Annotated in this window: 23 protein-coding genes; 14 read left to right on the forward strand and 9 right to left on the reverse strand. The window is 66.1% G+C overall.

The features are described 5' to 3' along the window. Positions 1–250: 250 nt before the first annotated feature. From yaaA to argF, 3 genes are all read right to left on the reverse strand, one after another. On the reverse strand, positions 251–1,030 hold the full coding sequence (gene yaaA, locus HMPREF2924_RS21530) for a peroxide stress protein YaaA (protein ID WP_003092094.1): 780 nt from the start codon (positions 1,028–1,030) through the stop codon (positions 251–253). Between the two features lie 106 nt (positions 1,031–1,136). Beyond that, positions 1,137–2,219 carry an ABC transporter ATP-binding protein gene (locus HMPREF2924_RS21535; RefSeq protein ID WP_003092092.1) on the reverse strand — a complete coding sequence of 361 codons (1,083 nt, stop codon included), beginning with the start codon at positions 2,217–2,219 and terminating at the stop codon, positions 1,137–1,139. Between the two features lie 4 nt (positions 2,220–2,223). Next, positions 2,224–3,141: an ornithine carbamoyltransferase gene (gene argF / locus HMPREF2924_RS21540; protein ID WP_003092090.1), complete on the reverse strand. Its 918-nt coding sequence runs from the start codon at positions 3,139–3,141 to the stop codon at positions 2,224–2,226. Positions 3,142–3,456: 315 nt separating this feature from the next. On the opposite strand from argF, the gene HMPREF2924_RS21545 reads away from it, so the two are divergent. After that, entirely contained in the window at positions 3,457–3,888 is a 432-nt protein-coding gene (locus HMPREF2924_RS21545) for a hypothetical protein (RefSeq protein WP_003110011.1), read from the forward strand. 394 nt (positions 3,889–4,282) lie between these two features. Here HMPREF2924_RS21545 and HMPREF2924_RS21550 read toward each other — a convergent pair whose 3' ends face one another. Next, a complete protein-coding gene (locus tag HMPREF2924_RS21550) occupies positions 4,283–7,270 on the reverse strand; it encodes an autotransporter serine peptidase EprS (RefSeq protein WP_003130077.1) in 2,988 nt (995 codons plus the stop codon). 298 nt (positions 7,271–7,568) lie between these two features. Here HMPREF2924_RS21550 and HMPREF2924_RS21555 point away from each other — a divergent pair, with 298 nt between their 5' ends. The 3 genes from HMPREF2924_RS21555 (at position 7,569) to HMPREF2924_RS21565 (ending at position 11,350) form a co-directional block, all read left to right on the forward strand. Then, positions 7,569–9,677: a molybdopterin oxidoreductase family protein gene (locus HMPREF2924_RS21555; RefSeq protein WP_023094565.1), complete on the forward strand. Its 2,109-nt coding sequence runs from the start codon at positions 7,569–7,571 to the stop codon at positions 9,675–9,677. A 112-nt stretch (positions 9,678–9,789) separates the two neighbouring features. Beyond that, positions 9,790–10,116, forward strand: a complete 327-nt coding sequence (grxD, locus tag HMPREF2924_RS21560; RefSeq protein WP_003092082.1) for a Grx4 family monothiol glutaredoxin — start codon at positions 9,790–9,792, stop codon at positions 10,114–10,116. Between the two features lie 82 nt (positions 10,117–10,198). Next, positions 10,199–11,350, forward strand: a complete 1,152-nt coding sequence (locus HMPREF2924_RS21565; RefSeq protein ID WP_003104266.1) for an MFS transporter — start codon at positions 10,199–10,201, stop codon at positions 11,348–11,350. Between the two features lie 67 nt (positions 11,351–11,417). Here HMPREF2924_RS21565 and bfrB read toward each other — a convergent pair whose 3' ends face one another. Continuing rightward, on the reverse strand, positions 11,418–11,894 hold the full coding sequence (gene bfrB, locus HMPREF2924_RS21570) for a bacterioferritin BfrB (protein WP_003092078.1): 477 nt from the start codon (positions 11,892–11,894) through the stop codon (positions 11,418–11,420). Positions 11,895–12,103: 209 nt separating this feature from the next. Continuing rightward, a complete protein-coding gene (locus tag HMPREF2924_RS21575) occupies positions 12,104–12,325 on the reverse strand; it encodes a bacterioferritin-associated ferredoxin (RefSeq protein ID WP_003092075.1) in 222 nt (73 codons plus the stop codon). 259 nt (positions 12,326–12,584) lie between these two features. On the opposite strand from HMPREF2924_RS21575, the gene HMPREF2924_RS21580 reads away from it, so the two are divergent. Next, on the forward strand, positions 12,585–13,187 hold the full coding sequence (locus HMPREF2924_RS21580) for a peroxiredoxin (protein WP_003092073.1): 603 nt from the start codon (positions 12,585–12,587) through the stop codon (positions 13,185–13,187). Between the two features lie 178 nt (positions 13,188–13,365). Here the strand turns inward: HMPREF2924_RS21580 and rnt are convergent, their stop codons facing one another. After that, positions 13,366–14,040, reverse strand: a complete 675-nt coding sequence (gene rnt / locus HMPREF2924_RS21585) for a ribonuclease T (RefSeq protein WP_003130083.1) — start codon at positions 14,038–14,040, stop codon at positions 13,366–13,368. Then, a complete protein-coding gene (pyrC, locus tag HMPREF2924_RS21590) occupies positions 14,037–15,083 on the reverse strand; it encodes a dihydroorotase (protein WP_003092068.1) in 1,047 nt (348 codons plus the stop codon). Before pyrC ends, rnt begins: the two co-directional genes overlap by 4 nt. Positions 15,084–15,215: 132 nt before the next feature. On the opposite strand from pyrC, the gene motY reads away from it, so the two are divergent. Together motY and HMPREF2924_RS21600 are read left to right on the forward strand one after the other, a co-directional pair. Further along, the gene (gene motY / locus HMPREF2924_RS21595) at positions 15,216–16,181 is read left to right on the forward strand and encodes a flagellar protein MotY (protein WP_003092066.1); all 966 of its coding nucleotides are present in this window, start codon (positions 15,216–15,218) and stop codon (positions 16,179–16,181) included. 117 nt (positions 16,182–16,298) lie between these two features. Beyond that, on the forward strand, positions 16,299–17,516 hold the full coding sequence (locus tag HMPREF2924_RS21600; RefSeq protein ID WP_003092065.1) for an argininosuccinate synthase: 1,218 nt from the start codon (positions 16,299–16,301) through the stop codon (positions 17,514–17,516). Positions 17,517–17,607: 91 nt separating this feature from the next. On the opposite strand, the gene gloA is transcribed toward HMPREF2924_RS21600, so the two are convergent. Next, the gene (gene gloA / locus HMPREF2924_RS21605; RefSeq protein WP_003104271.1) at positions 17,608–17,994 is read right to left on the reverse strand and encodes a lactoylglutathione lyase; all 387 of its coding nucleotides are present in this window, start codon (positions 17,992–17,994) and stop codon (positions 17,608–17,610) included. A 375-nt stretch (positions 17,995–18,369) separates the two neighbouring features. On the opposite strand from gloA, the gene mexP reads away from it, so the two are divergent. From mexP to HMPREF2924_RS21630, 7 genes are all read left to right on the forward strand, one after another. Then, positions 18,370–19,527, forward strand: a complete 1,158-nt coding sequence (gene mexP, locus HMPREF2924_RS21610) for a multidrug efflux RND transporter periplasmic adaptor subunit MexP (protein WP_003117521.1) — start codon at positions 18,370–18,372, stop codon at positions 19,525–19,527. Continuing rightward, positions 19,524–22,685 carry a multidrug efflux RND transporter permease subunit MexQ gene (gene mexQ / locus HMPREF2924_RS21615; protein WP_003130096.1) on the forward strand — a complete coding sequence of 1,054 codons (3,162 nt, stop codon included), beginning with the start codon at positions 19,524–19,526 and terminating at the stop codon, positions 22,683–22,685. Before mexP ends, mexQ begins: the two co-directional genes overlap by 4 nt. Continuing rightward, entirely contained in the window at positions 22,682–24,157 is a 1,476-nt protein-coding gene (gene opmE / locus HMPREF2924_RS21620) for a multidrug efflux transporter outer membrane subunit OpmE (RefSeq protein WP_003130098.1), read from the forward strand. The genes mexQ and opmE overlap by 4 nt, the downstream gene beginning before the upstream one ends. A gap of 201 nt (positions 24,158–24,358) precedes the next feature. After that, entirely contained in the window at positions 24,359–24,625 is a 267-nt protein-coding gene (locus HMPREF2924_RS35590; RefSeq protein WP_031634101.1) for a hypothetical protein, read from the forward strand. Positions 24,626–24,744: 119 nt separating this feature from the next. Further along, complete coding sequence (locus HMPREF2924_RS21625) at positions 24,745–24,939, forward strand: heavy-metal-associated domain-containing protein (protein ID WP_003092060.1); 195 nt, start codon at positions 24,745–24,747, stop codon at positions 24,937–24,939. A 306-nt stretch (positions 24,940–25,245) separates the two neighbouring features. Continuing rightward, on the forward strand, positions 25,246–25,449 hold the full coding sequence (locus HMPREF2924_RS36545; RefSeq protein WP_172036657.1) for a hypothetical protein: 204 nt from the start codon (positions 25,246–25,248) through the stop codon (positions 25,447–25,449). Continuing rightward, on the forward strand, positions 25,385–26,377 hold the full coding sequence (locus HMPREF2924_RS21630; protein ID WP_225525365.1) for an HOASN domain-containing protein: 993 nt from the start codon (positions 25,385–25,387) through the stop codon (positions 26,375–26,377). The genes HMPREF2924_RS36545 and HMPREF2924_RS21630 overlap by 65 nt, the downstream gene beginning before the upstream one ends. Positions 26,378–26,387: the final 10 nt, after the last annotated feature.

Genomic DNA, 26,387 nt, shown 5'->3' on the forward strand with positions numbered 1-26,387 from the left:
GGCCAATGGATTACGCCGGAGATGGCATTTCCGCCTTGAATTGGGGAAAAGTCTGTGGGCTGGGCGTGAAAAAATGTGATGCAGTTCCGCATGACTTGCAGACGAACGGTTGAGTAGGCCTATTCGCCACAAGGGCTTTTCCGGGGAGAAAGGCGACGCAGCAGGGGTGTCGGAGGGACGAACGGTAGCGCCAGGAGGCGTCGGCGTGCCGAAAGAGGAGCGGCCCGCCAGGGCGGCGGGCCGGGGGAGGTCAGTCTTGCGGGGCGTCCCTGAGGAATACCAGCTGATCCGGGCCGGACTGCTCGGCGCTGAAGTAATAGCCGTGGGCGTTGAAGTCCTTCAGCCCGGCCGGGTCGCGCAGGCGCTCGCGGATCACGTAGCGAGCCATCATGCCGCGAGCCTTCTTGGCGTAGAAGCTGATGATCTTGTACTGGCCGTTCTTCAGGTCCTTGAACTCGGTGTCGATGACCCGCGCTTGCAGCGCCTTGCGCTTCACCGCGCCGAAGTACTCGTTGGAAGCCAGGTTGAGCAGCACGTCGTCGCCCTGGGCGGCCAGCGCTTCGTTCAGCCACTGGCTGATACGCTCGCCCCAGAAGGCGTAGAGATCCTTGCCACGGGCGTTGGCCAGGCGGGTGCCCATTTCCAGTCGATAGGGCTGCATGAGGTCGAGCGGGCGCAGCACGCCGTAGAGACCGGAGAGCATGCGCAGGTGATCCTGGGCGAAGGCGAAATCGTCCTCGCCGAAGTCTTCCGCGTTGAGGCCGGTGTAGACATCGCCCTTGAAGGCGAGCAACGCCTGCTTGGCGTTCTCCGGGGTGAACTCCGGATGCCAGCTGGCGTAGCGAGCGGCATTCAGGCCGGCGAGCTTGTCGGAAAGCTTCATCAGTTCGCTGATCTGCAGCGGGGTGAGCTGGCGCAGTTGCTGGATCAGTTCCTGGGCGTGGTCCAGGTATTGCGGCTGGGTGAAGCGGTGGGTGACCGGCGGGGTCTCGTAGTCCAGGGTCTTGGCGGGGGAAATCACCATCAGCATCGTTCAGGCTCCTCGAATCGTCGGGCGATTGTAGGGGCTGGAGACGTCCGGCTCCACCTATGCGGTCGATAGGGAAAGGCGCCGCCGACCGAACGGCGCCGAGGTATCAGGCCTGGACGGGAGCGAGGTGCGCGGCGACGCTGCCCCGGGCGGCGAACACCACCAGGTGGTCGGCGGCGACGCGGATACCGACGTCATCGCCCGGCTGGTGGTCGGCATGGCTGGGGAAGATCGATTCCAGCTGGGTACCGGTGGGTAATTGCAGGCGGTACAGGGTGGCGGCGCCGAGGAAGGTCTTGCCGACGATCCGCGCCTTCAGCTCGCCCTGCGGCGCGTGCACCAGGTCGTCCGGGCGCAGCAGGACGTCTACCGCGCTGCCGGAAGGCAGGCTGTAGGCGCGATTGCCGCGGATCACGCCGAGTTCGGTCTGCACCGTATCGGGGCTGAGCAACTGGCCGCGAATGAAGTAGCCCTGGCCGACGAAGCTGGCGACGAAGGGCGTCAGCGGCTCGTGGTAGAGGTTGTAGGGAGTGTCCCACTGTTCCAGGTGACCTTCCTTGAACACGCCGATGTGGTCGCAGACGGCGAAGGCTTCTTCCTGGTCGTGGGTCACCAGGATCGCGCTGGTGCCGCGTGCCTTGAGGATCTCGCGAACCTCCTGGCTGAGGCTGCGGCGCAGTTCCACGTCGAGGTTGGAGAAGGGTTCGTCGAGCAGCAGCAACAGCGGTTCGGGCGCCAGCGCGCGGGCCAGGGCCACCCGTTGTTGCTGGCCGCCGGAGAGTTCGTGGGGGTGGCGCGCGGCGAGGTGGTCGAGCTTGACCAGCTCCAGAAGCTCGCGCACCAGGCGCTCGCGTTGTGGATGCTTGCGGATGCCGAAGCCGACATTGTCGGCCACGCTGAGATGGGGGAACAGCGCGTAGTCCTGGAACACCATGCCGATCCGGCGTTTCTCCGGCGCCAGGGTGAAGCCGGGACGCGAGATGACTTCGCCGCCCAGCTCGATCTGCCCGGCCAGCACCGGTTCGAAGCCGGCGATGGCGCGCAGGGTGGTGGTCTTGCCGCATCCCGAAGGACCCAGCAGGCAGCCGATGTCTCCGGCATTGAGGTGCAGGTCGAGGTCCTGCACCACTTTCTGCGAGGCGTAGCCGCAGGCGAGATCTTTCAGGTTCAGCAGCAGGTCGTGGCTCATGGGCTCAGGCGTAATGGGCGTGTTCGATCAGCAATTCGAGGAGGGCCTTCTGCGCGTGCAGACGGTTCTCTGCCTGGTCCCAGGCTACCGAGCGCGGGTCGTCCAGCAACTCTTCGCTGATTTCCTCGCCGCGGTGGGCCGGCAGGCAGTGCATGAATAGTACATCGTCGGCGGCCCCATCGAGCAACGCGGCGTTCACCTGGTAGGGACGGAACAGGGCGATGCGCGCGGCGGCTTCGTCTTCCTGGCCCATCGAGGCCCACACGTCGGTGCTCACCAGGTGCGCGCCGGCCACCGCCTCGCGCGGGTCGCGGACGACGCGCAGGCGGTCGCCGGCAAGGGCGACGAACTCGGCCTTCGGCTCGTAGCCCTCGGGGCAGGCCACGCGCAGCTGGAAGTCGAACTTCAGCGCCGCTTCTATATAGCTGTTGCACATGTTGTTGCCGTCGCCGATCCAGGCCACGGTCTTGCCCTGGATGCTGCCGCGGTGCTCGTGGAAGGTCTGCATGTCGGCGAGCAACTGGCAGGGGTGCAGGTCGTCGGACAGGCCGTTGATCACCGGCACCTTCGAGTGCGCGGCGAATTCCGTCAGGGTGGCGTGGGCGAAGGTGCGGATCATCACGCCGTCGAGCATCCGCGACATGACCCGGGCGCTGTCGCCGATCGGCTCGCCGCGGCCGAGCTGGGTGTCGCGCGGGGAGAGGAAGATCGCCTGGCCGCCGAGCTGGATCATCCCGGCTTCGAAGGACAGGCGGGTACGGGTCGAAGCCTTCTCGAAGACCATGCCCAGGACCCGGCTCTTCAGCGGCTCGTAGAGCACGCCTCGGTTGCGCAGGTCCTTCAGCTCGCTGCCGCGGCGGATCAGACCGATCAGCTCTTCGGGGCTGTAATCCATAAACGAGAGAAAGTGCCGTACGCTCATCGCTGACTACCTTTTATTTTTACTGCTGGCCGAGGCACTGGCCGGCTTTCGCGAGAGAAAACGGGACTGGACCTGCGGCGGGACCGCAACGTGCGGGAAAATAGGGGAAGGCGCGATCTTATAAGGAAATGTCGCGGAAACACAAGGAGGGGCTTGGAAGGCCCGGGTTACGGGGTTTTTCCCCGGGTCTTCGCGGTTGTCCCGCCGCCAAAGTCCCGCCTCGTCGATCTATCGGTTGAGCGGGGCGACGCTTTATGCTGTGCGCGCCCGAATGCCTTCATGGAGGAGGCGGGTTTCGGACCAGGGAGGTCGAACATGCACACGGGAGAAACACTCGCCGCCGCGCCGCCGGCACGGCCATTGCGCCAATCGCGGCTGGGCGGCCTGTCGCTGTTCCTCGCCCTGGCCGGGGTCGCCATCGCGCTGGTGGTGATGGCGCTGGCGCTCGGCGAGCGGATCGACCTCAGCGACGAGAACCATCTGCTCGGCCTGTTCGCCGCCCTGCTGGCGGTCTTCGCGGTATCGACCTGCGGCCTGGTGCTGGGCCTGGCCGGCCTGCTCAGGCGCAGCCGCAAGCGTCACCTGGCCCTGGCCGGCATCGTCCTCAACCTGTCGTGCCTGCTCTGGGGCTGGCATGCGCTGAGCACGGCGGCGGCCGCGATCCTGATGGTCCTGGGGCAAACCGGGTTGTCGTTCCTCAGCGCCCTGGCGGTGCTGTTCGGCATGATCTTCTTCCGCCAGGCCTGACCCGTTCCGCGACTATGCGCAGGCAGCCTGGGCGCCCGCCGTTCGGCCGCTCGTTCATCGAATGGCCGCATTGCGGACACTCGTCGCGGATTTGCAGGGGCAGGGGCTCAGTCGGGGAAGGAGGGCGCGAGAGGAGCAAAAAGGTGAGCCCCGGAGGTGCGGATCTCCGGGGCTCGTGCGGCACGGTGGTGCGGGCACCGGGTCGCGATCAGCGCTGGAAGGGATAGTACAGCGCTGGATGGACAGTATAGCGCTATGCATTTCGCATGAATCCTTTAGTTAGGTCTTTTTCTCATATTTGCAGCGGTTTCGTGACCGAGGGCAATGAAGTGGCTTTTTCCCCTTGCCGCCCGCCGGAACCCATCCAACGGCTGGCATGCCCTCGTAACCGAAGTCAGAAACGCCAGTCGACGGCCAGTCCGACGCCATGGTCCTTCTCGCGGCTGCCCAGCAGGCCGTTGTAGCCCAGCCGCACGCTCACTTCGCGATTCACCGCGAGGCTGGCGTCGACGCCGAGCAGCGCGGCGTCGCGGGACAGGGCCACGCTTTCCACGCTGAATGGCTGGCTGCCGCTGGCGAACGCCAGGTGGCGTTGCGGGGTGGTGTCGCTCAGGTTGTGGCGCCAGCCGAGGCTGCCGGAGAGCGCCAGGCGGCGTTCGGCATCCAGCTCGAAATGCCGTTTCGCGCGTAGGCCCAGGGTGGTGAAGGCGGCGTCCAGGTTGTCGTCGCCACCCTCCAGGGCCGCGGCACTACCGCGTTCGCGGAAGTCATCGCTGGCGACGTGCACGTAGGCCAGCCCGGCGAAGGGTTCCAGCTCCAGGCTGCGCCAGCCCAGCGCGTAGGCGGCCTCGGCGAACAACTGGCTGCTCTGTGCGTCGAGCTTGGCCTTCTGCTTGCCGGCCACGGCGCCGTATTGCAGGTCGCGCTTGACCTCGGCGCGGTGCCAGGTGTGCGCCGCGCCCAGGCTCAGGCGCCATTGCTGCAATTGCCGGCCGAGGTAGGCGCCGAGGTGGTAGCTGTCGATGCTGGCGGAGGATTGCAGGCTGCTGTCCATGTTCAGCGAGCTGTTGCTGTAGCCGGCCACCAGGCCGAGGCGCGTGTCGCTGGCGACCTGGCTGTCGACGCCGAGCAGGAAGCCGCCGACCGAATGCCGGTAGCCTTCGCTGCCGTGGCTGCCATCGGCGCTCTTGCCCCAGGAACCGAGCGCCTTGAACCAGCCTTCGGGAGCCTCCCTGCCGGCCTCGCCGTCGCTGGCCTGGCGCAGGCGTTCGCCGACGCTGTCGCGCAGATAGCGGCTGTCGTTGAGCAACAGGCCGGCGAGCGCCGGGTAGATTTCCCCGGACAATTGCTGGAAGGCCCGTTGGGCGGTTGCGGCGTTTTCCGACAGGAGCAGGCTTTCGTAGACCGGGTTGCCGGCGCCGAGCGCTTCCACGGCACCAGCGACCGCCGCCTGGTTGGGCGTCTGCGCGACGCTGGCGAGGGCCGTGCCGTTGCGTCCGATATCCAGGCGGATGGCGTTGGCCGCGTAGTCCAGGGTGCCGCCGAGGAACAGGTAGTTCGGCAATACCGCGTCGAAGCGCCCGTCGATGCCGCCGGCGGCGTCGAGGATGTCGTAGCGGCGGCCGACCAGGCTCTCGACCTGGGACTGGCTGAGCAGGTCGGGGCTGTTTTCCATGGCCAGGGTGACATTGCCGCCCGCGATGCTCGCCTTGCCGCTGGCGACGATCCGGTCGCTGGCGCTTTCCGAAAGCTCCACCGCGTAGGTCGAGCCGGATTCGAAGCGCAGGTCCCCGGCGACCTCCAGGGTGCCGATGGAGTTGCCCGCGGCCACCGTGCCGCCGGAGCGCGCCAGCAGGCCGCCGATCCTGCCGCTGCCGCCGAGGGTGCCGCCGGCATTGACTTCGACGGCGGACAGCAGCGAACCGTCGACGCTGAGCAGCCCGCCATCGACCAGGGTCGGCCCGCGATAGGTGCTGTCGCCGCTCAGGACCAGGCTGCCGGCACCGGCCTTGACCAGGCTGCCCTGGTACTGGCGCTGGGCGGCGGCCTGGTCGCGGGCCATGCCGATGGCATAGTCGGTGCGTTCCTGCTGGCTGGCGCCGGCCGGCAGGCCGTTTTCCCAGCCCTTGTCCTTCAGCGTCCGCTGCCAGGCCGCGTGCTCGGCGGCGTCCTCGGCCTGGCGCTGGAGCAGGGCGCTATCGGAAATCGGGTTGCTCCATTCGTCGCGCAGGCCGGCCGGAAGGTTGGCCTCGAAGCGGCCGAGCAATTGTCCAGGCCCATGCATCGCCCGACCGAGATCCGGCACGCCCCAGCCGACGGTGTCGGTGGGGGCGCCGGTCGGCGTGCCGTCGAGCTGGGTGGCGGTGGTCAGCAGAACCTGCAGCGCCTGCTCGTTGTTCAGGTACGGATAGCGCTGCATGACCAGGGCCAGCGCGCCGGTGGCGTGGGGCGCGGCCATCGAGGTACCGGACTTGTTGGCGTAGCCGCCGCCGGGCATGGTGCTGTTGATCAGGCGGCCGGGCGTGGTGATGCACCAGTACTTGGCGATGCCGCAGCGGTTGTAGCGCTGGCCGTTCTGCTGGTCGAGGCCGGACACGGCCAGCCAGTGGCCTTCCAGGTCCGGCTGGAAGTAGGGCAGGGCGGAGCGCACGCTGGCGTTGGCGTAGCCGCTGTTGCCGGCGCTGAAGACGTTGATCACGCCCTGGCGGGAGACGCCGGCGGCGGCGTCCAGCCAGGTGGAGCGCCCGTAGTGCTGGGCATAGGCGGCGTGCAGGCCGTCGAGGGTCTCGTAGCTGACGTCCTTGGGCTGGCTGCCCCAACTGTTGTTGATCGCCCGCACCCCGGCGTCGGCCAGCGCCTGGTAGGCGGCCTTGAAATAGTTCGGGTCGGGCGTCGGGCCGAACAGGAAGCTGTCGTTCTGGTTGGTGTTGGCGACGTACACCTGTGCTGCGTAGGCCACCCCGTGCATGCCGACGCCGTCGCGCGAGGCGCCGAGGGTGCCGCCGACGTGGGTGCCGTGGGAGTCGTTGTTGCCGTTCATCGCGCCGCTGACGCTGAACGGCGTGCCGTCGACATAGGTGCCGCTGGCCGTCACCGGCTGGTAGCGCGAGGCGGGGGTATCCGGATGGCTCGGGTCGAAACCGGAGTCCATCTCGCCGATCTTCACGCCCTGGCCGTCGATACCGGCGGCATAGGCCTGGTCGGCCCGCATCCGTTCCAGGCCCCAGTCCTGCTGGTATTCGGCGGAGCGCCAACTGGCCGGATCGCCGGGCCGACCGGCTTCGACATAGGCGGCCGTGGCCGGCTGGGCGATCCAGGCGCCCAGCAGCAGGGCGGCTGACAACGAGGTGGGGCGAGGGCGGAAGGGGCGGGCGTCGGTCATGCGGTCTCCACGCTTTATTGGTCTTGTCGGACAGGGGCGGACTCGAAGAGACAAGGTTTAGCACCGGCTTTCGCCGCGCCGGAATTCCCAGGTGGATAGTTGACAGCCGGACAAACGGCACGCTTCCCCTCTACCGCGCCCATCGGCCAGCCTGATGCCTGGCGATTCAGCCGACTGACGCTGCTGGCGCGGCGGCGGAAGGCGCCGCATAGTGCCGATTCGACGACTAGACCGGTCGTCTGGTCCTCGCGTACGCGCCGGGCCGCGGCGGCCGGCGACGACAATGAAGAGGCGAGCCATGAGCAAGACCCTCCACTACCGTGCGTGCCATCTCTGCGAGGCCATCTGCGGGCTCGCCATCGAGACCGAGAGCGACGAGGGCGGCGTGCCGCGGATCCGCTCGATCAAGGGCGACCCGCAGGACAGCTTCAGCCGCGGCCATGTCTGTCCCAAGGCGGTGGCCCTGCAGGACATCCAGGACGACCCCGACCGCCTGCGCCAGCCGTTGCGCCGGGTCGGCAGCGAGTGGCAGCCGATCGGCTGGGACGAGGCCTTCGCGCTGGTGGCCAGCCGCCTCGGCGAGATCCGCGAGCGCCATGGCAACGATGCGGTGGCGGTCTACCAGGGCAATCCGAGCGTGCACAACTACGGCCTGATGACCCATAGCAACTACTTCCTCGGCCTGCTGAAAACGCGCAACCGCTTCTCCGCGACTTCCGTCGACCAGTTGCCGCATCACCTGGTCAGCCAGCAGATGTACGGCCATGGTTTGTTGATCCCGATCCCCGACATCGACCACACCGACTTCATGCTGGTGCTCGGCGGCAACCCGCTGGCGTCCAACGGCAGCATCATGACCGTGCCGGACGTGGAGAAGCGCCTGAAGGCGCTGAAGGCCCGCGGCGGCCGGCTGGTGGTGGTCGATCCCCGGCGCAGCGAGACCGCGGCTATCGCCGACCGGCACCTGTTCATTCGTCCCGGCCAGGATGCGGCGCTGTTGCTCGGGATACTCAACACCCTGTTCGAGGAGCACCTCGGTCGCCCCACGCCGCTGCCGGTCGACGGGCTGGAGCGAGTGCGCGAGGCGGTCGCGGTCTTCGACGCCGAGTCCATGAGCGTGCGCTGTGGCGTGCCGGCCGAAAGCATTCGCCAACTGGCGCGGGATTTCGCTGCCGCCGAACGGGCGGTCTGCTATGGCCGGATGGGCGTTTCCACCCAGGCCTTCGGCACGCTCTGCCAGTGGCTGGTGCAACTGATCAACCTGGTCACCGGCAACCTCGACCGGGTCGGTGGCGCGCTGTGCACCTCGCCGGCCCTGGACCTGGTGGCGAGTACCTCGGGTGGCCACTTCGACCGTTGGCGCAGCCGCGTCTCGGGGCTGCCGGAATATGGCGGCGAACTGCCGGTGGCGGCATTGGCGGAAGAAATCCTCGGCGAAGGCGAGGGGCAGGTGCGCGCGCTGGTCACGGTAGCCGGCAACCCGGTGCTGTCCACGCCTAACGGGAGGCGGCTCGAACAGGCCCTGGACGGCCTGGAGTTCATGCTCAGCATCGACCTCTACATCAACGAGACGACCCGCTACGCCGATCTCATCCTGCCGCCCACCGCGCCGCTGGAGCACGATCACTACGACACCACCTTCAACGTCTTCGCCGTGCGTAACGTGACCCGTTTCAACGAGGCCGTGCTGCCGCGTCCCGAGGGTGCGCTGCACGACTGGGAGATCTTCGTCGGCCTGGCGCGGGCCTTCGCCGCGCGCAACGGCCTGGAGCTGAAACCGACCCTGGAGCCGCAGCAGATGATCGACCTCGGCCTGCGCGCTGGCGCCTACGGCGACCGTTCCGAGCACAGGCTGAGCCTGGCCACTCTGCGCGAACATCCCCACGGCATCGACCTCGGGCCGCTGCGGCCGAACCTGGCGCCGCGCCTGAAGACCGCCGACCAGCGCATCCAGGCCGCGCCGCCGCTGTTCGTCGACGACCTGCAACGCTTCGCCGCACAGCCACTGCCTGCGTCCGACCAGTTGCTGCTGATCGGACGACGCCACGTGCGCAGCAACAATTCCTGGATGCACAACTACCATCGCCTGGTGAAGGGCAAGCCGCGTCACCAGTTGCTGATGCACCCGCGGGACCTGGAGGGTCGCGGCCTGGTCGACGGGCAACGGGTGCGGGTGCGCTCGCGGGTCGGCAGCGTCGAGGTGGAGGTGGCGGCGAGCAGCGAGATGATGCCCGGGGTGGTCAGCCTGCCGCACGGCTGGGGCCACGCGCGGCCCGGCGTGCAACTGGCGATCGCCCGCGCCCAGGCCGGCGCCAGCGCCAACGACCTGACCGACGAGCGTCATCTCGACCTGCTGTCGGGCAACGCCGCGCTCAACGGCCTGCCGGTGGAGGTGGAAGCGGCCTGAGCGGGTCGACGGAACGCGAGAGTAAAGCCGAGCGTCGCGCTAGGCTTTCCGATACAATACCGGTCATTATTTGCCGAGTTACCGTGTCGAAACGTTCCTGTTGAGGTAAGCCATGGACATCATCGAAACCATTAAAGAGCAGATCGCCAACAACCCCATCCTGCTGTACATGAAGGGTTCGCCGAACGCCCCGCAGTGCGGTTTCTCCTCGCGCGCGGCCCAGGTGCTGATGGCCTGTGGCGAGAAGTTCGCCTACGTCGACATCCTGCAGAACCCGGAAATCCGCGCCAACCTGCCGAAGTACGCAAACTGGCCGACCTTCCCGCAGCTGTGGGTCAATGGCGAACTGGTCGGCGGCAGCGACATCCTCGCCGAGATGTTCGAGAAGGGCGAACTGCAGACCCTGGTCAAGGACGCGGCGGCCAAAGCCAACGCCTGATCCGCGCATCCGACGAAGAGCCCCGCCTTGTGCGGGGTTTCTTTTTTGTCCGGAGAAACCAGCAAGGAAACCGGGAACCTCCATGTCGGAAGTCAATCCTCGCCAGGGTCGCCTGGCTTGCATCTATTTCTTCGCCATGGCCGGGCTGGTCATCGGCAACCTGATGGGACGCATCCCGGCGCTCAAGGAGCAGACCCAGCTGGACGAGCGCGCGCTCGGCCAGGCCCTGCTCGGCGTCGGGGTCGGCGCGCTCACGGCGTTCCCGTTGAGCGGTTTCCTGGTCCAGCGCATCGGCAGCCGCAGCGTAGTGATCGGCGGTTGCCTGATCATGCTGCTGGTGTTTCCGCTGCTCGGCCTGAGCCAGGGCTGGTGGCAACTGGCCCTGGCCTTCTACGTGCTGGGCGTGAGCTTCGCCGGGATGGACGTGGCGATGAACATCCAGGCGGTGGATGTCGAGCGCCTGCTCGGCAAACCCTGCATGTCCATGCTGCATGGCATGTACAGCCTCGGCTGCCTGGTCGGTGCGTTGAGCGCCGCGGCACTGGCCGGACTGACGCCGTTCTGGCACTTCCTCATTCTCACCGCACTCGGCCTGCTGAGCCTGCCATTCTTCGTACGCGCGTTGCTTCCGCCGGACCCGAGCAAGGCGGGCGCGCGCAAGGGCGGCGGCTTCACCTTGCCGCCGCGGGCCTTGCTCGGCCTGGGCCTGCTGATTCTCTGCGCGTTCGTTTCCGAGGGCGGCGTGGCTGACTGGAGCGCGCTGTTCCTGCACAGCGTTCTGGATGCTTCCGAGCGGGTGGCGGCGCTGGGCTTCGCGGCGTTTTCCGCGGCGATGGTGGTGGGGCGCCTGTTCGGCGACCGCCTGCGCGGACGCATCGACGATGCGCCATTGCTGCGCGGCCTGGGTTCGCTGGCCACGCTGGGCATGCTGGTGGCGCTGTTCAGCCCCTGGCCGGCGCTGAGCATCGCCGGTTTCGGGGTGGTTGGCCTGGGACTGTCGGTGATGGTGCCGATCGTGATCAGCGCTGCTGGCAACCAGCCGGGCATCGATCCGGTGATCGGGGTCGCCGCCGTCTCTACCGTGGGGTATGGCGGACTGCTGATGGGGCCGCCGCTGATCGGCCTGCTGGCCCACGAGATCGGCCTGCGCTGGGCATTGCTGGTGCTGGTCGGTCTTTGCCTGTTGCTGGCCCTGCGCGCCGATCTGGTCCGGCGCAGGCCGCGCAGCGCCTGAGGCTTTCTGGCGGGCAAGAAAAAAGCGCCGACGGGGCAGGCCGCCGGCGCTTCGTCGTGGTTCCCGATCAGTCGTCTTCGTGCATGTGCGACTGCAGGTAGTTCTCCAGGCCGACTTTCTGGATCAGGCCCAGTTGGGTCTCCAGGTAGTCGATGTGCTCTTCTTCCGACTCCAGGATGTCCTTCAGCAGGTCGCGGCTGACGTAGTCGTGCACCTGCTCGCAATGCACGATGGCTTCGCGCAGGTCCTTGGTCGCCTTCAGCTCCAGGTTCAGGTCGCACTGCAGCATTTCCTGGGTGTTCTCGCCGATCAGCAGCTTGCCGAGGTCCTGCAGGTTGGGCAGGCCTTCGAGGAAGAGGATGCGCTCGATGAGCTTGTCGGCATGCTTCATCTCGTCGATCGACTCGTGGTACTCATGGGCGCCGAGGCGCTTCAGGCCCCAGTCGTTCCACATGCGCGAGTGAAGGAAGTACTGGTTGATCGCGATCAGCTCGTTGCCGAGGATCTTGTTGAGGTGCTGGATGACTTTCTTGTCGCCTTTCATGCCGAATCCTGCCGTCGTAGTGGGTGTGATTCGCCAAGTTTGGCCGCGACGAAGCAGGGTGTCAAACCTAAGTTATTGAAATATAAGGGAAAAAGAATATGAATACGAATGTTTTCTTTCCGCGTTCTGCCGCTAAGTCATTGAATTGAAGGCATAAAAAAACCGGGCGCCAGGCCCGGTTCTTCTGAAAGAGGGATAAAAAATATTTTTCAGGCAGCGACGAACGCCGTAGTCCCGAACGCCGGTACCGGCTGGGCACTCTGCAGGTCGTTGAGGGTTTCGCGTACCACCTGCTTGGCCAGGCATGCGCACTTGCCGCACTGGGTACCGACGCCGGTGGCTTCGCGAACCTCACGATAGCTGCAGCAGCCTTCGTAGATGGCATCGCGGATCTGGTTGTCGGTAACACCTTGGCAGAGGCAGACGTACATGGCGATCTGGCTACTGGGAAGTTGAGTTGGAAAAGATACTAATAATAATGAGAATGATTGTCAAAGTTCCCTGGAGCGTTTTAGTCGGGTTTTTTTCGCCCCCCGACAAATGGCTTTGTCGGACAAAGACTTAGCGCCGGCTGGGGCGGGGTGTATGATGGCCGTTTCCCGGGGAACGGCGCCCCTGCCATCGAGGCTTCACGAGGAGCCGGCAGGCTGCGGTGCCGTCCTTCAACCTTCCGCTTAAAGGAGACATGGAATGAGCGTACTCGTAGGTAAGAAAGCGCCTGACTTCAACGTTGCCGCGGTACTGGGCAATGGCGAGATCGTCGAGAGCTTCACCCTGTCCGAGGCCATCAAGGGCAAGTACGGCCTGGTGTTCTTCTATCCGCTGGACTTCACCTTCGTCTGCCCGTCCGAGCTGATCGCCCTGGACCACCGCATCCCGGAATTCCAGGCGCGCAACGTCGAGGTGATCGGCGTTTCCATCGACTCCCACTTCACCCACAACGCCTGGCGCAACACCCCGGTGGACAAGGGCGGCATCGGCGCCGTCAAGTACACCCTGGCGGCCGACACCAAGCACGAGATCGCCAAGGCCTATGACGTCGAGTCCGACGGTGGCGTGGCCTTCCGTGGCGCGTTCCTGATCGACAAGGAAGGCGTTGTGCGCTCGCAGATCGTCAACGACCTGCCGCTGGGCCGCAACATGGACGAGCTGCTGCGTCTGGTCGATGCCCTGCAGTTCCATGAGGAGCACGGCGAAGTCTGCCCGGCCAACTGGAAGAAGGGCGACAAGGGCATGACCGCATCGCCCGAAGGCGTGGCCAAGTACCTGGCCGAGAACGCCAGCAAGCTGTAAGAAGAGCCTGCTTCGCGCGTTGGAAAAAGCCCCGCTTCGGCGGGGCTTTTTCATGGGCTCGCGAGGGCCGGCAGCCCCATCCCAGGTCACGCGCCTCGCTCCGAAGAGGGGGAGATTGCCTGACCGGTCGCGTAGGACGGATAACGTCCTGGCGTTATCCGCCTAAGTGGGCCGAGGCTCAGTCGTCGTCATCCATCCAGCCGCCCATTTCCTTCCAGCGGTTGACGATGCCGCAGAACAGCTCGGCGGTCTTCTCGGTGTCGTAGCGTGCCGAGTGCGCCTCGCGGTTGTCGAACTCCATGCCGGCGGCCTGGCAGGCCTTGGCCAGGACCGTCTGGCCGTAGGCGAGGCCAGCCAGGGTGGCGGTGTCGAAGCTGGAGAAGGGATGGAACGGATTGCGCTTGATCCCGGTACGCGCCACGGAGGCATTGAGGAAACCGAGGTCGAAGCTGCTGTTGTGGCCGACCAGGATCGCCCGCTTGCAGCCATTGGCCTTCAGCGCCTTGCGGATGCCGCGGAAGATCTCGGTGAGTGCCGCTTCCTCCTGCACCGCCATGCGTAGCGGGTGGTCGAGCTTGATGCCGGTGAATTCCAGCGCGGCCGGCTCGATGTTGGCGCCTTCGAAGGGCTCGATGCGGAAGAAGTAGGTGTGTTCCGGGAACAGGAAGCCTTTCTCGTCCATGCCGACGGTGGTCGCGGCGATTTCCAGCAGCGCGTCGGTGGCCGAGTTGAAGCCGCCGGTCTCGACGTCCACCACTACCGGCAGGTAGCCGCGGAAGCGGCGCGCCATCGGATGGCGCGGGCCGCTGGGGAGGCTGCCGTCGAATTCGTCGTCGAAGTTGTCTTCGCTCATGCCCCGGCCTCCAGCAGTTTCCAGCGGAGTGTCTCGCCGGCGCGCAGCGGTACCACGTCGAAGTCGCCGAAGGGGAGGCTGGCGGGCGCCTGCCACTCCTCGCGGACCAGGGTGATCCGGTCGGTGTTGCGCGGCAAGCCATAGAAATCCGGGCCATGCAGGCTGGCGAAGCCTTCCAGCTTGTCCAGCGCATTGCGCTGTTCGAAGGCCTCGGCATACAGCTCGATGGCGGCGTAGGCGCTGTAGCAGCCGGCGCAACCGCAGGCGGCTTCCTTGGCGTGGCGGGCGTGCGGCGCCGAGTCGGTGCCGAGGAAGAATTTCGGGTTGCCGCTCACCGCGGCGTCCAGCAGGGCTTCCTGGTGGGTGTTGCGCTTGAGGATCGGCAGGCAATAGAAATGCGGGCGGATACCGCCGACCAGCATGTGGTTGCGGTTGTACAGCAGGTGATGGGCGGTAATGGTCGCGCCGACGTTGGCCGGGGCTTCCCGGACGAACTGGGCGGCGTCGCCGGTGGTGATGTGCTCGAAGACCACTTTCAGGGTCGGGAAGCGCTCGACCACCCGGCGCAGGTGCTCGTCGATGAACTGCTTCTCACGATCGAATACGTCGACCTCGGCGCGGGTCACCTCGCCATGCACCAGCAGCGGCATGCCGACCTCGGCCATCGCCTCGAGCGCTTCGAAGATATTGTCGATGCGGGTCACGCCAGAGTCCGAGTTGGTGGTGGCGCCTGCCGGATAGAGCTTGGCGGCATGCACGAAGCCGCTGGCCTTGGCGGTACGGATTTCCTCGGCGCTGGTGCGGTCGGTGAGGTACAGCACCATCAGCGGCTCGAAGCGGCTGGCGGCGGGGCGGGCGGCGAGGATGCGCTGCCGGTAGGCGTCGGCTTCGGCGGCGTTGCGCACCGGCGGCACCAGGTTCGGCATGACGATGGCGCGGCCGAAGGTGCGGGCGGCGTCGCCGACGGTATTGGCCAGCGCGGCACCGTCACGCAGGTGAATGTGCCAGTCGTCGGGGCGCAGGAGGGTGAGACGGTCGGACATGGGGCTTCCAGGACGGGATTTCGTGGGGGGAAATGCTACCGGAAAAGGGGGGGCGGGGCACTCGCTATCAAGTTTTGTCCGGGCCGTCCGATACATCCTTCGTATTTGGACGCTTTCCCGGAGCCCGCCGTCGTGCAGCCGCGCCTTCTTCTATTGCCTTTCCTGCTCAGCAGCCTGCCGGCACTGGCGGTGACCTTCCAGACGCGGCTGGAGAGCGTCGAGTGGAAGGTCGAAGGCGACCAGTTCGAATGCCGCCTGTCGCAGCCGGTGGCGAATTTCGGGGTCGGCGAGTTCGTCCGGCGTGCCGGCGAGCAGGCGACCTTCCGCCTGAAGCCCGAGGCCCAGTGGCTGGGGCGCGGGTCGGCGACCCTGCTGGCTGCCGCGCCGCCCTGGCGACCGGGACAGGGCGACATCAACCTTGGCCAGGTCAGCATCGGTAGCGGCGAGGTGCCGTTCAACAGCAACCAGCAACAGGCCGGTCGGTTGCTCACCGGCCTGCTCGAGGGGCGCAGCCCGCTGGTCCGCCATCGCACCTGGCAGGGCGATCGCCTGGAGGTGCGCCTGCTGCCGGCGCGCTTCGCCAGCGTCTACAGCCAGTACCAGGCCTGCATCGCCAAGCTGCTGCCGGTGAACTTCGACCAGGTCAAGCTGGCCCAGGTCGGCTTCCCCGACGGCGGCACGGCGCTGAACGACGTGGCGCGAGCCAAGCTGGACATCATCCTGCAACTGCTCAAGGCCGATCCGAGCATCAACCGGATCGAACTCGACGGGCACTCCGACAACAGCGGCAACCGCCTGACCAACCGCGACCTGTCGCGCCGCCGCGCGCTGGCGGTGCAGGAGTACCTGAAGAGCAACGGGGTGCCGGAAAGCCAGATCAACGTGCGCTTCTATGGCGAGCGCTACCCGCTGGTGGCCAACAACAGCGCCGCCAACCGTGCGCGCAACCGCCGGGTCACCGTGCACCTGTCGCGCGAGGCGGTGGTCGAGCCGGCGACGGAAGCGCCGAAGGCCGAGGACAAGCCGGCGCCGCCCGCGGCAGAACCTGCCGCACCGAAGCCTCCGGCCGCCTCGCTTCAGGGAAAACCCACGGTTTGAGTCGCGCAAACGATAGAATCTGTCGCTTTTGCGTCTAAAGCTGTCGCCCCTCTGTAATTTCCCGAATGCCCTGCGTAGAATTGTCGCTTTTCGTGACGACCCCCGTGGAGTGATGGCATGGCGGATGTGAAGAAGGTAGTCCTGGCGTATTCCGGCGGCCTGGATACCTCGGTAATTCTGAAGTGGTTGCAAGATACCTATAACTGCGAAGTGGTGACCTTCACCGCCGACCTCGGCCAGGGCGAGGAAGTCGAACCGGCTCGCGCCAAGGCCCGCGCGATGGGCGTCAAGGAAATCTACATCGACGACCTGCGCGAAGAATTCGTCCGCGACTTCGTCTACCCGATGTTCCGCGCCAACACCGTCTACGAAGGCGAGTACCTGCTGGGCACTTCCATCGCTCGTCCGCTGATCGCCAAGCGCCTGATCGAGATCGCCAACGAGACCGGCGCCGACGCCATCTCCCACGGCGCCACCGGCAAGGGCAACGACCAGGTCCGCTTCGAGCTGGGCGCCTACGCGCTGAAGCCCGGCGTCAAGGTGATCGCGCCCTGGCGCGAGTGGGACCTGCTGTCCCGCGAGAAGCTGATGGACTATGCCGAGAAGCACGGCATCCCGATCGAGCGCCACGGCAAGAAGAAGTCGCCGTACTCGATGGACGCCAACCTCCTGCATATCTCCTACGAAGGCGGCGTGCTGGAAGATACCTGGACCGAGCACGAAGAAGACATGTGGAAGTGGACCGCTTCCCCGGAAAACGCGCCGGACACCCCGACCTACATCGAGCTGACCTACCGCAAGGGCGACATCGTCGCCATCGACGGCAAGGACATGACCCCGGCCGAGGTGCTCACCGAGCTGAACCGCGTCGGCGGGATCAACGGTATCGGCCGCCTCGACATCGTCGAGAACCGCTATGTCGGCATGAAGTCCCGTGGCTGCTACGAGACCCCCGGCGGCACCATCATGCTCAAGGCCCACCGCGCCATCGAGTCGATCACCCTGGACCGCGAAGTGGCCCACCTGAAAGACGAGCTGATGCCCAAGTACGCCAGCCTGATCTACACCGGCTACTGGTGGAGCCCGGAGCGCCTGATGCTGCAGCAGATGATCGACGCCTCGCAGGTCAACGTGAACGGCGTAGTGCGCCTGAAGCTGTACAAGGGCAACGTCGTGGTGGTGGGCCGCAAGTCCGACGACTCGCTGTTCGACGCCAACATCGCGACCTTCGAGGAAGACGGCGGCGCCTACAACCAGGCCGATGCCGCGGGCTTCATCAAGCTCAACGCGCTGCGCATGCGCATCGCCGCGAACAAGGGCCGCACGCTGTCCTGACCGACGCGCGCCGCCTGCGATGGAACGAAGAACCCCGGCCATGAGCCGGGGTTCTTCGTTACGGATTGCTGAAAGCGATAGCCGGGGCCGTTCAGGAAGACTTCTGGATCAGTTCGATCTTGTAGCCGTCCGGGTCGGTCACGAAGGCGATCACGGTGGTGCCGTGCTTCATCGGCCCGGCTTCGCGGGTGACCTGGCCGCCGTTGTTGCGGATGTCGTTGCAGGCCTGGTAGGCGTCGTCGACCTCGATGGCGATATGGCCGTAGCCGGTGCCGATCTCGTAGGCATCCACGCCCCAGTTGTGGGTAAGCTCGATCACGGCGGAATCCGCCTCGTTGCCATAGCCGACGAAGGCCAGGGTGAACTGGCCGTCGGGATAGTCGTTCTTCCTGAGCAGGGTCATGCCTAGCACCCGGGTATAGAAATCGATCGAGCGATCGATGTTTCCGACCCGGATCATGGTATGGAGAATGCGCATTTTCAGTGCCTCGAGCTTCACGGTCAAAGGCGGATTTTACCATGCGGCCGGCAACCGGCTGCGAGATCGGGATCGTCCCCGTCCCGGCGACCGGCCCTTTGCCGGACTTCCCTTCCTACAGGGTTTTTCGCCTCTTCCCTGGGCCGGCCGTCGATAGCCGGTCGGCCTGCCTCCGCCACCCTCCCGAGCTGCCCGCTGCGTCTCCGAGCGTGCCAGGCGTTCCGCCCCCGGTGACCGGCCGAAAGCTCGCTGCGCCTTCGCCATGAGGACGGAAAAAGGGGGGTTGACCTTACCAAGGTGTCAAGGTCGATAACCGGCCACGGAAGCGGTTTCGTCCAGCCAGGCCACGCAGGCTCAGACCAGGAAGGCATAACAATGAATCTCAGACACTTCATCCGCATCACCGCGACGCTAGGTGTCGCGGCCCTTATCGCTGGCTGCGGGGAATCGGCGCCGCCGGGAGCGGCGAGCGCCCCGCCAAGCGTTCCCGTAGCCGAGGTGGTGGTTCGCCCGGTGACACCCTACGCCGAGTTCACCGGCTCGCTGACCGCTGTCGAGCAGGTAGAACTGCGGCCGCGCGTCGCTGGCTACATCCAGGACGTTACGGTGCCGGAAGGCCGCCTGGTAGAGAAGGGCCAGCAACTGTTCCTCATCGACCCGCGCGTGTTCAAGGCGGCGCAGGATGCCGCCAGGGCGCGCCTGCGCGAGGCCGAGGCCGCGGCGTTGCTGGCGCGCACCGAACACGAGCGAGCCGAGCTGCTGTATGCGCGGAAGGTCGTCGCCCGGGAGCGGCTCGACAGCGCCATCGCCTCGCGCAATGCCAGCAAGGCCCAGGTCGATGCGGCCAGGGCCGCCCTCGACGCGGCGCAACTGGATCTCGGCTTCACGCGGGTGACGGCACCGATCGGCGGGCGTGTCGGGCATATCCAGGTCACCGAGGGCAACTACGTCACCAATGGCGTCACCGCGCTGACCAGCATCGTTTCGGTCGATCCGCTGTACGTGTACTTCGATGTCGACGAGCGCACCTACCTGCAGGCCCTGGCGCCGACCCGCGGCAGGGAAGGCGAGCAGGCCCCCAGGGTCAAGGTGGCGTTGCTCACCGACGAGTCCTATGGACGAAGCAGTCGCCTCGATTTCCTCGCCAATGCCGCCGACCGCGGGACCGGCACGGTCCGGGTTCGGGCGGTGGTCGACAACCCGGACGGGCAACTGACGCCGGGGCTGTTCGCCAAGGTCAGGCTGGAGACCGGCAAGCCTCGCGAGCAGGTGCTGGTCGCCGACCATTCCATCGGCACCGACCAGGGCCGGCGCTATGTGCTGGTCGTCGACGAAGGCAACAAGACCCAGTACCGGCCGGTGGAACTCGGGCCGATGGTCGACGGCCTGCGGGTCGTCCGCCAGGGCCTGCAGCCGGGCGAGCGCATCGTCGTCAAGGGCCTAGTGCGGCCGGACATGCAGATCACGCCGCTCCTTGCGGAAATCGATGGCACGCCCGTCGACCTGTCGAAGACCGTGGGGGCCGCACAATGACATTCCCACGCTTCTTCATCGATAGGCCGATCTTCGCCATCGTTCTTTCGGTGCTGATGATGATCGGAGGCATCGTTTCGTTCTTCCAGTTGCCGCTGAGCGAATACCCGGCGGTGACGCCGCCGACCGTGCAGGTGACCACCGCCTATCCCGGCGCCAACCCCGACGTGATCGCGCAGACGGTGGCGACGCCGCTGGAGCAGGCGATCACCGGGGTCGAGGGGATGCTGTACATGTCCTCGCAGTCGGCCACCGACGGGCGAATGATCCTGACCATCACCTTCGACCAGCACATCGATCCCGACATGGCCCAGATCCAGGTGCAGAACCGGGTCTCGCGGGTGCTCTCGCGCCTACCCGACGAGGTGCAGCGGCAGGGCGTGGTCACCCAGAAGACCTCGCCGGACATCCTCATGGTGGTGCACCTGCTGTCGCCGGAGCAACGCTACGACCCGCTGTACATCTCGAACTACGCCTACCTCCAGGTGCGCGACGAACTGCTGCGCCTGCCGGGGATCAGCGATGTGGTGGTGTGGGGCGCCGGCGAGTACAGCATGCGCCTGTGGCTCGACCCCGACCTGATCGCCGCGCGCGGGCTGACGGCGGGCGAGGTGATCGCCGCGGTACGCGAACAGAACGTCCAGGTGGCGGCCGGCGCCGTCGGCCAGGCGCCGGACTCCACCGCGGCCTTCCAGGTCACGGTGAATACCCTCGGGCGCCTGAGCGACGAAGAGCAGTTCGGCGACATCATCGTCCGCACCGGCGCCGACGGCCAGGTGACGCGCCTGCGCGACGTCGCGCGGATCGAGATGGGCGGCGATGCCTATGCGCTGCGCAGCCTGCTGGACGGCGAGCCGGCGGTGGCCTTGCAGATCATCCAGAGCCCCGGAGCCAACGCGCTGGATACCGCCGAAGCGGTGCGTGCCACCGTGGCGAGGCTCGAAGGCAACTTCCCGGCCGGCCTCAGCGCGCGCATCGCCTACGACCCGACGGTGTTCGTCCGCGCTTCGTTGCAGACCGTGGCCACCACCCTGCTGGAGGCGATCCTGCTGGTCGTGGTGGTGGTGGTGCTGTTCCTGCGTAGCTGGCGTGCTTCGCTGATTCCGCTGATGGCAGTGCCGGTCTCGCTGGTCGGCACCTTCGCCGTCATGCACCTGATGGGTTTCTCGCTGAATACCCTGTCGTTGTTCGGCCTGGTGTTGTCGATCGGCATCGTCGTCGATGACGCCATCGTGGTGGTGGAAAACGTCGAGCGCCACATCGAGAACGGCGAGCCGCCGCTCCAGGCCGCGCGGCGTGCGATGGACGAGGTCACCGGGCCGATCATGGCGATCACCTCGGTGCTGGCGGCGGTGTTCATCCCCACGGCCTTTCTCAGTGGCCTGCAGGGCGAGTTCTATCGTCAGTTCGCCCTGACCATCGCCATCTCCACCATCCTGTCGGCGCTCAACTCGCTGACCCTCAGCCCGGCCCTGGCGGGCCTGCTGTTGCGTCCGCGGCCGGCCGGAGATGCGGTGGCGGGGCGTTTCCAGCGACTGCTCCAGGCCCTCGGCCGACCGTTGCGAAATGCCCCCGAGGCCTACGGCAACGCGGTGCGCAAGGTGGTGCGGGTGAGCGGCCTGGCCCTGGTGGTGTATGGGGGCCTGCTTGGCCTGACCTGGGTCGGTTTCCAGGCGGTGCCACCGGGCTTCGTGCCGATGCAGGACAAGTACTATCTGGTCGGCATCGCCCAGTTGCCGAACGGAGCGTCGCTGGAGCGTACCGATGCGGTGGTCAGGCAGATGTCCCGGATCGGCCTCGAGGAGCCGGGGGTGGAGAGCGTCGTGGCCTTCCCGGGCCTGTCGGTGAACGGTTTCGTCAACGTGCCGAACGCCGCGGTCATGTTCTTCATGCTCGACCCGTTCGAATCGCGCACCTCCGCCGATCTCGGCGCGCTGGCCATCGCCGGGCGCCTGCAAGCCAGGTTCGCCAGCATTCCCGACGGCTTCCTCGGGGTCTTCCCGCCGCCGCCGGTACCGGGGCTGGGAACCATCGGCGGCTTCAAGATGCAGGTCGAGGATCGCGGCGGCGCCGGGCTGGAAGCCCTGGCCAGGCAGACCCAGGTGCTGATGATGAAGGCCACTGAGTCCGGCCAGCTCGGGGGCTTGATGACCAGCTTCGATATCAATGCCCCGCAGCTCGAGGTGGTGGTCGACCGCACCAAGGTGAAGAGCCAGGGCGTTCGCCTGGCCGATGTGTTCGAGGCATTGCAGGTCTACCTCGGCTCGCTGTACATCAACGACTTCAACCGCTTCGGGCGCACCTACAAGGTCACTGCCCAGGCTGATGCGCCGCACCGCATGCAGGCCGAAGCCATCGGGCGCCTGCAGGTACGCAATGCCGCCGGGGCGATGTTGCCGCTGTCCTCGTTCGTCACCGTGACGCCCAGCTCCGGTCCCGACCGGGTGATCCACTACAACGGCTATCCGTCGGCCGATATCAGCGGCGGCGCGCTTCCCGGCGTCAGTTCGGGACAGGCGGTGGCGTTGATGGAGCGCCTGGCCGGCGAAGTGCTGCCCGAGGGCATGACCTTCGAATGGACCGACCTGACCTACCAGCAGAAGCTGGCCGGTAACAGCGCGCTGTTCATCTTCCCGCTGTGCGTGCTGCTGGCCTACCTGATCCTCGCCGCGCAGTACAACAGCTGGCTGTTGCCGCTGGCGGTCCTGCTGATCGTGCCGATGTGCCTGCTCAGCGCGATCGCCGGGGTGTGGCTGGTGGGCGGCGACAACAACGTGTTCGTCCAGATCGGGCTGGTGGTGCTGGTCGGCCTGGCGGCGAAGAACGCGATCCTGATCGTCGAGTTCGCCCGCACGCTGGAGGCCGAGGGCGCCCGTGCGCTGGAGGCGGTGGTCGAGGCTTGCCGCCTGCGCCTGCGGCCGATCCTGATGACCTCGCTGGCGTTCATCGCCGGCGTGGTGCCGTTGGTCATGGCCAGCGGCGCCGGAGCGGAAATGCGCCAGGCCATGGGCGTCGCGGTATTCGCCGGGATGCTCGGGGTAACGCTGTTCGGCCTGTTCCTCACGCCAGTGTTCTACGTACTGGTACGGGCACTGGCGGCGCGCCTGGAGCGACGCGCCGGCGGCAGCCTGGCGCATCTGGAGGGAGGCCGTCCATGAAGCCATACCTGCGGTCTTCGTTGAGCGCGCTGATCCTGCTGGGCGGCTGTGCCGCGGTGGGGCCCGACTATGCGCCGCCGAGCGCGTCCGCACCGGCCAGCTTCGGCGCGATGCCGGCGGGTATCGATGGCAGTGGCGTGGAGATCGAGTGGTGGCGCGGGTTCGACGAGTCGGCCCTGGAGTCTCTGATCCAGCGGGCGCTCGCGGCGAACCTCGACATCGCCCTTGCCGGCGCGCGCCTGGACGAAGCGAAGGCGCTGCTGCGCGAGAACCGCGAGGAGTTCCTGCCGCGCGGCGGGCCGGCGTTCGATTACCAGGCCCGGCGGCGCGGCGAGGTGGAAACACCGGCCGGCCAGCAGCGCGACATCGAGACCTATCGCGGCGCGCTGGATGCCTCCTGGGAAATCGACCTGTTCGGCCGGGTGCGGCGCTCGGTGGAGGCCGCCGAGGCGCAGGCGGGTTCGCGCGAGGCCCTGCTGCGCAACGTGCAGGCGAGCGTCGCGGCTACGGTTGCCATGACCTGGTTCCAGCTACAGGGCATCGAGGCCGAACTTGCGGTGGTCCATGACATCGCCGGCAACCAGCGCGACAGCCTGGAGATGGTCGAGCGCCTGGTCAGCGCCGGCTCCGCCCACGAGTTCGACCGGTTGCGCGCCGAAGCGTTATTGCACAACGTCGAGGCGGCCGTGCCCGACCTCGAACGGCGCCGCGCCGCCACCCGCAATGCGCTGGCCGTTCTCCTCGCGGAAGCCCCGCAGGCCTTCAGCCCGCCGGTCGCCCGCGCCTCCGGGGAAAGGCTGACGCTCCGCACCCTCGGGGTCGGCGACCCGGCGGGACTGCTGGCGCGTCGCGCCGACATCGCCGCGGCCGAACGCAACCTGGCGGCCGCGACCGCACGTATCGGCGTCGAGACCGCGGGGCTGTATCCGCAGGTCGAGGTACGCGGCTCGATCGGCCTGGTCGCCGGCAATCTCGATGCTTTGGACGAGAGTGGTACGTCCTTCAACGTCCTGAACCCGGTGATTCGCTGGGCGTTACTCGACCGCGGTCGCGTGCGGGCGCGGATCGCCGCCAGCGAAGCCCGTGCGCAGGAGGCATTGATCCTCTACGACCGGACGGTACTGCGCGCCCTGCAGGAGACCGATGATGCCTTCAACGGCTATGGCGCTGCCGCTGACAGGCTCCGCCTGCGCCTGCTCGAGGCGACGGCCAATCGCGAGGCGGCGCGCCTGGCCCGGGAGCGCTTCGTCCAGGGGGACGGCGAGTACCTGGACGTGCTCGAGGCGGAACGCTCGGACTACCTCAGCCGGCGCGCATTGAGCATCGCGCGCACCGAGCAGCGCCTTGCCGTCGTGGGTATCTACAAGGCGCTGGGGGGTGGCTGGGAGGCCTGCGCGGGGGCGCGGCGCTGTGGCGTGGCTACCGACGATACCTCTCCAGGCGTGGCACGGCAGCGCGACAGTCGCTCCTGATCAGCCGCCGGCGGCTTCCGGCCGCCGGCCTTCGCTCGACTGCCTGGGTCGAGGGCCGTGCGGCGCGTCCTCCGGTTATTTGGCGAACCCCGGGAGTACGGATTGCCTGGCGCGGATCACTCGTCCCTGTCCGCCTTATCGATAAGTCGGTTCCGAACTCTTTTTCGGTAGTTCATTCAGATGGATGAGTGAAGAGGGCAGATGGAAAGTATCTGCTCGGGAATTCAATGTTCAGAAGAGTGGGGAAGTATTACTTTCTCACTGTTCTTCAGGTACGTTCCGGCTGCCCGCCGTTTCTTATTGGATGAAGTCACTCCTGTGCCTCTGCGCTCGCGCCGCACGGAGAATATCGTCGAGAGGTTCCTCAATGGTGAGTGGAGCTGGCTGACGCGGTATCTCGGTTGTCTGGCGGAGTTGTTCTATATGTTCGAACTTGGCTTTGCTCGTTGTTTTAAATTTGCGGAATAACCTCTGGAACTATTCATATGAATTCTTGAAAGTTTGGTTTACCTGAGAGATTTATGAGTTGACCTTGTCACGATGGCAGGACTCATGGTTCGCAGGAGTCAACAAACCAGGAGGTTGCGATGTTTTCTTTCCATATTCCGAATATGACCTGCGGCGGTTGTGCCAAGACTGTCACCCGTATCCTGCACGGCGTCGATCCCCAGGCGCGCGTAGAGACCGATCCCCCTCGGCGCGAGGCCAGGGTCGAGAGCACTCTGGACAAGCACGCATTCCTCGAGGCGTTGAGCGAGGCCGGTTATCCGGAGGGCCGTTGAGTGCATGGGCATGACGCAGGCGTAGGGTCGGATAGTAGCGTTTCGCCCAGTGGCGGCAATAGGAAAATGATTTTCATTGAAGTCCGCGTTCCATATGCCATCAATGGCGCTTGGCTATTGTGGAAAGAACTCTTTGGAATTTGTAAATCAATATTTCAGTCGGCCGCGAGGTGACAGTTATGTGAACGGCAAGAGGCGCTGACAGGAAACCCTAAAAGTTATTCTCCGATGGATTCGCAGGCCTTTAGCTCGGGGTTTTTCGCAGCGCATCCAGTGTTATCGAAGAGCACCTTTCGGCGAACTCCGTTGTCCGCCGACAAGGCCGCTGCATTGCTTGACCTTGCCACCGTGGCAAGCTTTACGGTCGCCCCGCACAACAACAAAAACAAGGGTGATCCAAATGACTTCAAATCCGTTACAGCAATGCTGCAATTCTTCCTCCGATATGAATATCCGCCCCCAGCGGACAATGTCGGAACCTGCCCGAAATGCATCGGTTCTCCTGGCTGAAGCCTTGAAACCGGGTGCCTCCCTGGACCAGATCACGCTCGCGCTCGAGGCGATTCTCGCGGTCACGGCCAAAGGCCTGGGCGGTGATGCTTCGGCTTACGCGCAGTACCAGGCGTTGCTCCTGGAACTGCACGTAGGCAGCGATCCGCATACGGAGCCGACCCGCCGCTGGATGGCGAGCCAGGTCTACCTGGTCGAGGATCGTTTCGCTCCCGAGCCGGCCGGTTTCAGCGCCGTCCCGGTGGAGGAGTTCCGCAAGAAGGTCGACGCCGAGATCGAGGCGCGCAGCCGGGTGCGCCATCCCATGTCGGTCCACCTGTTCCAGGGCACGCCGCCGGTCGAGGACGTGCGCTTCTTCCTGGAACACCATTGGGTCCGTTCCTACAACTTCTACAGTCTCCTGGCGGAGCTGGCCTTCCGCTTCGAAAACATCGAAGACGCCTCGGTGTTCTATCGCAACCTCTACGGCGAGGCCGGGGCGGAGACGCCGGAGCGCTCGCACCCCGCGTTGCTGTCCCACCTGATGACCTACTTCGACATTCCGCCGCGCATCGATTTCCCGGCGCTGCATCCGCTGGAGAAGGCCTACCTCAACAACCGTATCCGTTGCGTGCGGCACACCGATGTCGCCTGGGGCCTTGCGCTCCTGTACGCGGTCGAGTCGGTGAGCTGCGTCAACCACCGGCGCATCTACGAACTCCTGCAGCGCCTGGGCGTGCCCGAGCAACCCAGCGAGTTCCATCGCCTGCACGGCACCCAGGACGAGATCGATACCGAGGAGATGTGGGCGCTGATCGCCAAGTTCGCGCCGAGCGAAGACTTCCAGCGCAAGTTCATGCAGTCGCTGGCGCGCCACTTCGAAATCAACCGGGCCTACTTCGACCTGCTCTGGGAGCAGATGCAGGCGAATTCCCTGGCCATGGCCTGATGCCTATCCA

Origin of the sequence: Pseudomonas sp. HMSC063H08, from assembly GCF_001813645.1 — a bacterium.
Lineage (GTDB): Bacteria > Pseudomonadota > Gammaproteobacteria > Pseudomonadales > Pseudomonadaceae > Pseudomonas > Pseudomonas aeruginosa.